The following is a 9442-nucleotide window of genomic DNA, read 5'->3' as shown; positions in this document are numbered from 1 at the left end:
TGGTTCAGCCGGTTTGAGATAGGGGAACTCGACCTGCGCGTACTGTGATACGCGCAGATCACGTGTTACCCATGTCTCCGAACACCTGTTACCCATGTCTCCGGTCTGTACACGCGGGAGAGGGGCGGGGGAGAGGGCAAGCGGTTCAGATCATGACGGGTCGGCAAGCAGAGCCTCAGGCCCTCTCCCCCAACCCCTCTCCCACTCTGTGGGAGAGGGGAGCAAAACAGCCGGAAGCGGTGAAAACACGGGTGGCAAATCAGCCAGTGTCAGCACCTCCGGCGCGGACGCTTTCGTTACGGGCACCGTTCCCACGACGTCGCCGATCAGGATGATGGCCGGGCTTTCGAGTCCGGCTGCGATCGCGTCCGCCAGCGTGAGCAGCGTGCCCGTCCACTGCCGTTCATCGCTGCAACTCGCCTGCATGACCACCGCTGCGGGCGTGTCAGGACGCATGCCTGCCCGTAGCAGCGCATCGCGAATCGAGGCGATCCTGAGCATCCCCATGTAGATCACGAGCGTGGTGCCGCTGGCGGTCAGCGCGCGCCAGTCCGGATCGCCATCGCCGCGCGTGTGGGCGGTCACAAATGTCACGCCGTGGCAATGTGCGCGATGGGTCAGTGCGATGCCCAGTGACTGCGCGGCTGCCACGCCACTGCTAATGCCGTTGACCACCTCCACCTCGATACCATGCCCACGCAGGAACGCGGCTTCCTCGCCACCGCGGCCGAATGTCAGCGGATCGCCACCTTTCACGCGCGCCACGCAGCGTCCTGCCCGTGCGTGCTCCAGTGTCAGCGCCTGGATACTTGTCTGGCTGACCGAGCACCGCCCCCCGCGCTTGCCCACGGGCACCATCTGTGTGCCGGGGCTCGCGTAGTTCTGGATCGAGGCCGGCACGAGATCATCCACCAGCCACACCTGTGCCTCGGCCAGCGCACGAACGGCCTTCACCGTCACCAATTCCGGGTCACCCGGTCCCACGCCGACGAGCCAGACCTTTCCGGGCTGCTGGACACCGCCCTCGTTCCGCTCCTTGATATCGCTCGCATTCATCATCGTTCATCCATTTCAGTGACTCGTCCCCGAAGAGCGCGTGGTCTTGTTGAAGACGTTGTACTTGCCGACCGGCCGGTCCATCGGCAGCCGCTTGACTTCGCGCAGCGTGGCCGCGTCGTAGACAACGATGGCGCCATCGGGCTCCATCAGGCTGACTAGCGCGTAGCGGCCATCGCGCGTGAATTCGACATGCGCGGCGGTACGACCCGGCGACGGTGTCACGGTGCCCACCACTTTCAGCATCTGCTTGTCGATGATCTGCAGGGTGTCGCGGCGCGGACTCATCATCGCGTCGGTCCACGCGTAGGGTGTGGCCTCGTGGCTGCGAATGAAGAAGCCCGGGCCGTTAGTGGGAATCGTCGCCACGGTCTGCCAGCTCTCCATGTCGATCACACTGAGCTGGCCCATTTTCAGGTTGGGCGAGGCCATCACCTCCCGGCCGCCGCGATACCAGGTGATGCCGCTGCCGAGGTGCGGCATGCCGCTCAATGCGAGGTCCGCGACCTTGTGCCCGGCGTCGAGATCGATCACCTGCCCGCCACCCGCCCGAGACGCGCCCAGGATGTGCCGGTAAGGCTGATCGAAGAAGAAATCGTCGAGCACGGTATCCAGGGCGATGACGCGCGGCTCCAGCGTGGCATAGGGGATCTCCCAGACCTCGGGGATATCGCGTAGCGCAGCGATGAATGACCCGCGCGGCGCGGCGTCGTACACGGCCGACACCCGCGACGATCTCCCGCCCTTCCCCACCACGGGATAGATCCGTGCGAGCGAAAGATCGTCGGCACGCAACAGCACCATCGTCTGCGGCAGCGTATTGCCGGCCATGACCCACTGGCCGTCGTCGCTGACGGCGACATTGCGCGTATTCAGCCCGACGCGGATTTCCGCCACGAGTGTCAGATTCCACAGGTCGTACTTGCTGATCCATCCATCGCGGCTGGCTACGAAGACGAAGCGACCGTCGCGGCTGAACTTCGGACCGCCGTGCAAGGCAAAGCGCGTGGCGAATCGATGGATGGGTTCCAGCTTGTCGCCATCAAGCACATTCAGGTGATGACTACCGGACTCCACCACGAGAAACAGGTTGAGCGGATCGGTGTCGAAGGCAGGCCGGCCCGGCAGGCTGCCTGACGCGTGGATCACCGTGCGCGACGCGCGGATATCGTCGGCTTCCCAGTGCGGCGTGGCTGCCGGCGCCGTGCGCAGCCAGGACACCAGTTGATCGAGCACTGGTTCGGACAACACACCGGCGAACCCCTGCATCTGCGTGGCGGGCCGGCCATGGCGCAGTACATCGCGCAAGGCATCGGGCTTCAGCCGCTCCAGGCTCTCGGGCAGCAGCGCCGGTCCCATCGCACCCAACCGGTCGACACCGTGACAAGCGGCGCAGTTGGCGCGATACACGGCGGCGAGGTCGTTGGTCTCCGCCGCGTGTGCCCCGCCGAGCGCCATGGCCACCCAGGCAAGACCGACAAGAAGCGCTTTCATCCGGCCACCTCCGCGCCGGGGGCCTCGGCGGTCTCGGCATCCAGCAGGTAGCAGCCCGGGTCCTCCGCCCAAGGATTACCACTGACTGCGTAGGCACGCACCCGCGTATTGCCATTGCAGATGTCGCGATGCAGGCACACGGCGCAGCGTCCTTCCAATGGACGGGGTGTGGCATTCAGTCCATGCATCAACGGATGATCCCGATCGCTCCAGATGTCGGCAAACGCGCGCTCGCGCACATCGCCAATCGTCACATGCCACCACATCGTGTCCGGATGCACGCGGCCGAGATTGTCGATATTCGCCACGCCCACGCCGGTGGCGTTGCCGCCCCAGTTCACCAGCCGCTGCCGCATGTCGGCAAGCCGACCTGGCTGGCGCCGCGCGATCCAGTACAGCAGCGCCACACCGTCGGCATCGTTGTTACCGGTCACGAAATCGCCAGCGTCGCCGCGCAGCGTTCGCTCCCACACATGGTCGAACAGCCAGTCCACTGCCACTCGTGTGTGGGCGTGATGCGCATCGTCGGCGCGATGGCTGCTGCCCCGCCCCGCATAGTTGAAATGCGAGAGATAGAACTTGTCGATGCCCTCGCCTTCCGTCAGCGCCACCACGTCGGGTAGCTCATCGGCGTTGGCTTCGGTCAATGTCATCCGTACGCCAACGCGCAGGCCGGCTGCCCTGGCCGCGCGCAGTCCGTCCAATGCCTGATCGAACGCGCCCACGCTGCGCCGGAAGCGATCATGCGTATCGCGCAGCCCATCGAAGCTGATGCCCACATAGTCGAATCCGGAGGCCATCAGGCGTGTGGCGTGATGATCATCGAGCAGCGTCCCGTTCGTCGACAGCGACAGATGAAAGCCCAGCAGCTTGGCTTGTGCGGCGATGTCGTAGAGGTCAGGGCGCAGCAGCGGCTCGCCGCCGGACAGGATCAGTGCCGGCACCCCCGCCGCCTTGAGTTGGTGCAGCACGGCGCGCGCTTCCTCGGTCGACAGTTCGCCCTTGAAATCCGTATCCGCAGAGGTCGAGTAGCAGTGCTTGCAGTTGAGATTGCAGCGCCGCACCAGATTCCAGATCACCACCGGACCCGCCGCCCTGCGCCTCGGTGCCACAAGCCCGCCGTCGCGCAGTGCCTCCATGAAACGGGACAGCCTAAACATGGTTGCCCCTCCGGGAAGCCGGCAGCCGCAAGCCTGTCTTCTTGAGGATGCGGGTGGACCACAGCACGTCGTGCGCGCGGCAGGCATCGCCCAGCAACACGCGGATTTCCTCCACCTGCGGCATGGCCTGCTCGCGCGACCGCGCATGTACCATCGCGAACAGGTTGTAGGGCCAGCCGGGCTGACGCCTGGGCCGCAGATAGCAGTGGCTCACAAACGGCAGCGCGCCCACCTGCTCGCCTAGTTCCCCGGCCCGGGCGTCATCCACATTCCACACCGTCATCCCGTTGGCCCGCCATCCCAGCGCATAGTGGTTCGGTACGGCGGCAATCCGGCGCAGCACACCCGCATCGCGCAGCGCGACAAAGCGCGCGAGCACCTCCTCTCCCTGCAGGCCAAGCGGTTCGCCCAGCACGCGCCAGGGCTCCGCGACGAGAGGCAGGCCACCCTGGGTGGCCGCGATCAGGGCCCGGTCGATGGCGTCGAAGGTATGGGCGGCTGCGAGGCCGGATGAGTCGGTATGTTTCGGAACGTGGACGATGCGGGACGCTTGCGGCATTGCTGGATGGCTAAACGGGTAGATACAGGTTGACGAAGAACTCGCGCTTCTTGGGGAATGGCAGGATGTCGATGTCCGCGCGAGTGGCAATGCGCACGAGCGTGTCCGGAACATCGGACTTGTTTGCCACCGCGACCACGAACCAGAGATTCAGGTGATGGGTACGCTCGTAGTGGTGGGCAACTTCCGGAAAGGCATTGATTGCGGCGATAACTGCTTCGAGCCGATGTGCGGGCGCGTGGCACGCGCACAGCACGAACTGGCCGCCGGCCTGTTCTATCTGGAACAGCGGTCCGAAGCGCGTCAGCACGCCGCGCGCCAGCAGCGCGTGCAACCGCTTGAGCAATTCCGCCTCGACGATGCCCAGCGATCTGGCCGCATCGGCATACGGGTGCGGTGTCAGCGGCAGACCTTTTTGCAGCGCGTTGACGATGCGGCGATCAATGGGATCGAGCCAGGCAGGCGGCCGGCCCGGCGTGTGGACAGGATTCATCCCGGCGTCGCCTCCCAGCTGTAACGGGTGCCGCGCTGCCGGTAGCAGGTGCCGCTGCGCAGCACCACGCCGGGCATCGGCGCCATGCCTGCCTCGCGATCAAACAGGTCCAGCGCTGCCTGCAGCTCAGGCTCGCTCCGCGCGTGGACCATCGCAAACAGGTTGTAGCGCCAGACCGGCTCCCGTCGTGTCCGGCAGTAGCAGAGGTTGACCGGCGCCACACCGGCAAGGCGGATGCCAACCTTGTCCACGCAATCGTCGGGCACATCCCACGCGCACATTGCGTTGTGACGGAAGCCGAACGGCCGGTGATGGAGGATCGCGCCAAAGCGGCGGATCACGCCGCTCGCACGCCATTGCGCGATGCGCGTCAGCACCCTGTGCAGCGGCACCCCGCACTGCCGTGCCAATGCATGAAACGGCTCCGGCGTCAGGGGCAAGCCCGTTTCAAGCGCAGCCACAAGACGCCATTCGTCATCGTCGAGGAGCGTCGCCGCCGGTGGTTGCATGCGCCGGCGGCTCCTGCGGGAACGCGCGCCCGAGATCGGAAAGCCCAGGTCGATGTGGTACTCGCGCTCCATCGGCAGATCCAGCGGCATCTGGCCCACGTCGGAGGCGATGCGCAACAGCAGCGTGTCGAGCGCGGCCCGGTGGCGCGCGCCCGCGACGAACCAGAGGTTGTAGCGATGACCGCTGCGCGCGTAGTTGTGGCTCACCGCGCCGTAGGCATTGACGCGCGCCGCCACCTCCTCGAGTTCAGACGGCGGCACGGCCAACGCGGCCAACGTGCTGGTGCCGATCACGTTGGGGGCAAAGACCGCGCCGATCCGGCTGATACGCCCCGCGCCCACATCGCGCGCCAGCACGCTCAGCACGGCGTGCTCCGACAAATCCATCGTCGCCCCCGCGCTGCGGAAGGGCCTGGGCTCGATGGGCAGATCGCGTTGGAGGCGGTCGTAAAAGCGTTGCTCGTCGAACATGGTGGTCACATGCCCATGCGCTGGGCGCGTGCGGTGAAAAAGATGCCCGAAGGCTGGTCAGCCGGCAGGGTCGCCACGCGTTCGAAGGTGGCGGTGTCGTAAATCTCCACGCGGTTGTCGTCCCGGCACGAAAGCCACAGCGATTCGCCCTTCGGGGTGAACTCCATGTGCAGCACGCCCCGGCAAGGCGTGAGTGTCTTGACCACGCTGCGCGTGACGGTGTCGATCACCTGCACGGTGTCGTTCTTCGGAAATGCAAAGTTCACCCAGACCTGGCGTCCGTCCGGGCGCGCCATCGCGAAGACCGGCTGCCCCGCCACGGCCACGCGGCCCGCTTCGCGCCAGTCATGCGCCGGATCTGCCACCAGCAGTTCGTGGCGCCCCACTGCTGGCAGCCACGCCTGCCCTTGCGCCATCGCCCAACCGCGCAGATGCGGCATCTTGTAAACAGGCAGCGGCGTCTCCCCCCGGCCATACCCCGACAGCACCTTGCGTGCCATCGGCGGCGTCTGCCAGAGATCGACCAGCGACAGGCCGTCCTCGCCGAACAGGCCCGCCAGGTACCAGCGGCCCTCGGGCGTTACCAGTCCATCGTAGGGCTGCTTGCCGGCAGCGAGCTTCGTGACAGTGGGCTTGCGTGGATCGGCGGCGTCGATGATCCAGATCTCGCCCGCTTCGAAAAGACTCGCAGCGAGACGCTGCCCGGGCAGATCGGCCAGACCGACCACCTTCGAGGGCCGGCCATCGCGGCCAATCGCCGGGATATCGGCCAGCAACGCAAGCGTGGCGGCATCGAACAGCTTGACCCCACCCGGTGCGTAGTTCTGCGCGGCCACCACGCGACCGTTCTGCAGGATGGCGCCGCCGATGCTGTTGCCCGCCTGCATGACCCGATGCGTGATGCGCATGCCGAGCAGGTCGACGCGCGTCAGGCCACCGTCGCGGCCGAACACATAGGCGTGGCGGCCATCGCGTGCGAACACTACGCTCGCGTGCGACAGATCGCCAAACCCCTCCACCGTACCGAGTCGCGTCATGCCGGAGGTCTCCACGATCTGGATGCGTCCGGATGCGCGCTCGATTACCACGCCGAGGTCGCCCGTTCCGCGCACGTTGACGGACGGCGCGGTCGAGCAAGCCGAGGCCACGCAGATTGCGCCAAGCCACAGCACCACTCGGCGCATCAGTCGTGCGAGATAGTGGCGGGCGAGGGGGTCGGCGGCGTGCCGGCCTGGAGTCGATCGATCAGCCATTGGGCTTCTTCCTGCGTCATGAACGGTTGCCAGGGCGGCATGGGCGTGCCGGGGCGGCCCAGCATCACCGTGGCCACAAGGCTGTCGCGTGGCTTGCCGGCCAATGCCGCAGCCGTCAGCGGCGAACCGAGTCCGCCCTGTAGCGTCATGCCGTGGCACGCGCCACAGTCATTGCGCAGCCAGCCGGCGAGTTGCGCCTGCCGTGCCGCCGATGGCTCGGCGTGTACGGCGGTGGCGACGGACACCATGCCCATCGCCAGCACGAGCGATGCCTTGCCCCGTGCCATGGATCAAAGTCCAAGCACCCATTTGGCCAGCGCATTCGCGTCGGCCTCGCTCACGGCGTTCGGCGGCATCGGAATACCGCCCCAGCGTCCGCTACTGCCTTTGAGGATGCTCTGCGCGACCTGGGCCGCGGCGCCCTTGTCGCCCTTGTACTTGGCGGCCACGTCCTTGTACGACGGCCCTAGCACCTTCTTGTCGACGGCGTGGCAAGCCATGCAGTTCTTGCTCTTGGCGAGTTCCAGGCTGGCATGTGCAGATAGGGGGAGCGCCAGAGCCGTCAGTGCGGTCATCGCCGTGCCAAGGACTTTTGCGGGATGCATGGTGTTCTCCTGAAATTTCGGATGGAAGGTGGGAGGCAGAGGATGGATTGGGCGTTGGGAGGAAACAGGCGCGCGCGGCGCCAGCCGTCCTCCCGTCCGGGCCAGCAAGTCAGTAGACGTCGTGCCGGGTGTTGTACGTGTTGAACTTGCCCGTGGGCGTGATCAGGCGCGGGTCCCGGATCACGGTATTGAGCTTGCGGGTCCTGTCATCGACCACCACGAGCGCCGACTCCTGATCCTTGGTGCCCCAGACCGAGAACCACACCTCGTCTCCGGCATGGTTGTATTCCGCCTGCACCACGCGCTTGGCACCGTCGCCCTTGAGGTTGGCCCACTGCGCGATCGGCAGCACTTCGAATCCGCCATCGAGCCGCTTCGTGTCGAACACGGCCACTGACTGGTTGAGCTTGTTGTCCGGGTGGAATGGGGTATCGACCCAGAGGTTGCGAGACTTGGGATGCGTCTTGATGAAGAGCGAGCCACCGCCCTGCCCCTTGAGCGTCTGCACCACCTTCCACGCCTGCGCCTTGTGGCCCTCCGGATCGGTGCCGATCAGGCTGATCGTCTCGTCGCCAAGATGGCTCGTGGCCCAGACCGGCCCAAAGGTCGGATGGATGAAGTTGGCGCCCCGTCCGGGGTGTGGCGTCTTGCCCACGTCGACCAGCGCGGCCAGGCGATCCTCCTTGGTATCGACCACGGCGATCTTGTCCGAGGCGTTGGCGGCCACCAGGAAGTACCGCCCCGTGGAATCGAAGCCGCCGTCGTGGAGGAACTTCGCCGCGTCGATGGTTGTGGTCTTGAGGTTCTCCAGGTCCGCGTAGTTCACCATCAGGATCTTGCCGGTCTCCTTGGCATTGATGACGAACTCCGGATGGAAGTGGCTGGCAACGATGGACGCCACGCGCGGCTCGGGGTGATATTCGTTGTCCACGGTCATGCCGCGTGTGGACACCACCTTGAGCGGCTTGAGCGTCTCGCCTTCCATGATCACGTACTGCGGCGGCCAGTAGGCGCCCGCCACGGCGTACTTGTCTTCGTAACCCTTGTACTTGGAAGTCTCGACGGAACGCGCCTCCATCCCGATCTTCACCTCGGCCACGTTGTCGGGCCTGGGCAACCAGAGATCGATCAGGTTCAGGCGCGCATCGCGTCCGATCACGTACAGGTAGCGCCCTGACGCCGACATCCGCGAGATATGCACCGCGTAGCCGGTCTTGATGATGTTGATGATCTGCTTGCTGTCGCCGTCGATCAGCGCCACTTCCCCGGCATCGCGCAGCGTGACCGAGAACAGATTCTCCAGGTTGTAGCTGTTCATCTTGCGCGTGGGCCGCTTGCCCACCGGCATGATGTCCTTGCGCGATTTCTCGATATCCGCGAGGGAAAATTCCGGCGGGGTCGGTGGCTCCAACTGGACGTAGCGTGCCATCAGGTCCACCTCGGCATCGGACAGGTCACCCGAGGTGCCCCAGTTCGGCATGCCGGCCGGACTGCCGTACTTGATAAACGTCTTCAGGTATTCCGTGCCGCGCGCCACCGTGATGTCCGGCGTCAGCGCCTTGCCCGTGGCGCCGCGGCGCAGGACGCCATGGCAACCGGCACATCGCTCGAAATAGATCTGTCTGGCCGTGTCGAACTCGCCGGCCGTCAACGTCGGCGGGGATGCCGCATGACCCTGGCCGATCCATAGGGCCAGCGGCAACGCCGCCAGCGCGGGGAACCTCCATCTCTTCGCCTTCATGATTCTTCTCTTGCGAGGGTGGGAAAAGCATTGGCGTGGTCAACACGTCCGATGCGCCCATCATCGGGATAAAGCGAGAAAGCGGGATTGATGGCAATCAA

At 65.7% G+C, this 9442-nt stretch carries 10 protein-coding genes; all 10 read right to left on the bottom strand.

The window, feature by feature from the left end:
* Positions 1–150: 150 nt before the first annotated feature.
* Positions 151–1059 (bottom strand): uroporphyrinogen-III C-methyltransferase, encoded by a 909-nt coding sequence (gene cobA / locus FFS21_RS27000; protein WP_249359681.1) that lies wholly within the window; start codon positions 1057–1059, stop codon positions 151–153.
* A gap of 12 nt (positions 1060–1071) precedes the next feature.
* Complete coding sequence (locus FFS21_RS26995; protein WP_137927763.1) at positions 1072–2550, bottom strand: nitrite reductase; 1479 nt, start codon at positions 2548–2550, stop codon at positions 1072–1074.
* A complete protein-coding gene (nirJ, locus tag FFS21_RS26990) occupies positions 2547–3710 on the bottom strand; it encodes a heme d1 biosynthesis radical SAM protein NirJ (protein WP_137927762.1) in 1164 nt (387 codons plus the stop codon). The genes FFS21_RS26995 and nirJ overlap by 4 nt, the downstream gene beginning before the upstream one ends.
* Positions 3703–4269, bottom strand: coding sequence for a siroheme decarboxylase subunit beta (gene ahbB, locus FFS21_RS26985; RefSeq protein WP_160473014.1), 567 nt, complete (start codon positions 4267–4269; stop codon positions 3703–3705). The genes nirJ and ahbB (FFS21_RS26985) overlap by 8 nt, the downstream gene beginning before the upstream one ends.
* Before the next feature lie 10 nt (positions 4270–4279).
* Positions 4280–4762: an Lrp/AsnC family transcriptional regulator gene (locus tag FFS21_RS26980; RefSeq protein ID WP_137927761.1), complete on the bottom strand. Its 483-nt coding sequence runs from the start codon at positions 4760–4762 to the stop codon at positions 4280–4282.
* Entirely contained in the window at positions 4759–5742 is a 984-nt protein-coding gene (gene ahbB, locus FFS21_RS26975) for a siroheme decarboxylase subunit beta (protein WP_137927760.1), read from the bottom strand. The genes FFS21_RS26980 and ahbB (FFS21_RS26975) overlap by 4 nt, the downstream gene beginning before the upstream one ends.
* Positions 5743–5747: 5 nt before the next feature.
* On the bottom strand, positions 5748–6926 hold the full coding sequence (locus FFS21_RS26970; protein ID WP_137927767.1) for a cytochrome D1 domain-containing protein: 1179 nt from the start codon (positions 6924–6926) through the stop codon (positions 5748–5750).
* Positions 6926–7249 (bottom strand): c-type cytochrome, encoded by a 324-nt coding sequence (locus FFS21_RS26965; RefSeq protein ID WP_249359683.1) that lies wholly within the window; start codon positions 7247–7249, stop codon positions 6926–6928. The genes FFS21_RS26970 and FFS21_RS26965 overlap by 1 nt, the downstream gene beginning before the upstream one ends.
* A 36-nt stretch (positions 7250–7285) precedes the next feature.
* Entirely contained in the window at positions 7286–7600 is a 315-nt protein-coding gene (locus FFS21_RS26960; RefSeq protein WP_137927758.1) for a c-type cytochrome, read from the bottom strand.
* A gap of 109 nt (positions 7601–7709) precedes the next feature.
* Positions 7710–9341 carry a nitrite reductase gene (locus tag FFS21_RS26955; protein WP_137927757.1) on the bottom strand — a complete coding sequence of 544 codons (1632 nt, stop codon included), beginning with the start codon at positions 9339–9341 and terminating at the stop codon, positions 7710–7712.
* Between the last annotated feature and the right edge of the window lie 101 nt (positions 9342–9442).

Source organism: Cupriavidus sp. 2SB, assembly GCF_005503625.1.
In the GTDB taxonomy this organism is placed as follows: domain Bacteria; phylum Pseudomonadota; class Gammaproteobacteria; order Burkholderiales; family Burkholderiaceae; genus Cupriavidus.
Note: the sequence above shows the minus strand (reverse complement) of the source record. Positions and strands in the feature narration are given on the sequence as shown.

Excerpts from the sequence above, each read along its gene's own strand:
- FFS21_RS26965 (WP_249359683.1), bottom strand. The coding sequence starts at position 7,249 with ATGGGCATGGTGTCCGTCGCCACCGCCGTACACGCCGAGCCATCGGCG.
- FFS21_RS26995 (WP_137927763.1), bottom strand. The coding sequence starts at position 2,550 with ATGAAAGCGCTTCTTGTCGGTCTTGCCTGGGTGGCCATGGCGCTCGGC.
- ahbB (WP_160473014.1), bottom strand. The coding sequence starts at position 4,269 with ATGCCGCAAGCGTCCCGCATCGTCCACGTTCCGAAACATACCGACTCA.
- cobA (WP_249359681.1), bottom strand. The coding sequence starts at position 1,059 with ATGATGAATGCGAGCGATATCAAGGAGCGGAACGAGGGCGGTGTCCAG.
- FFS21_RS26970 (WP_137927767.1), bottom strand. The coding sequence starts at position 6,926 with ATGCGCCGAGTGGTGCTGTGGCTTGGCGCAATCTGCGTGGCCTCGGCT.
- nirJ (WP_137927762.1), bottom strand. The coding sequence starts at position 3,710 with ATGTTTAGGCTGTCCCGTTTCATGGAGGCACTGCGCGACGGCGGGCTT.
- FFS21_RS26960 (WP_137927758.1), bottom strand. The coding sequence starts at position 7,600 with ATGCATCCCGCAAAAGTCCTTGGCACGGCGATGACCGCACTGACGGCT.
- FFS21_RS26955 (WP_137927757.1), bottom strand. The coding sequence starts at position 9,341 with ATGAAGGCGAAGAGATGGAGGTTCCCCGCGCTGGCGGCGTTGCCGCTG.
- ahbB (WP_137927760.1), bottom strand. The coding sequence starts at position 5,742 with ATGTTCGACGAGCAACGCTTTTACGACCGCCTCCAACGCGATCTGCCC.
- FFS21_RS26980 (WP_137927761.1), bottom strand. The coding sequence starts at position 4,762 with ATGAATCCTGTCCACACGCCGGGCCGGCCGCCTGCCTGGCTCGATCCC.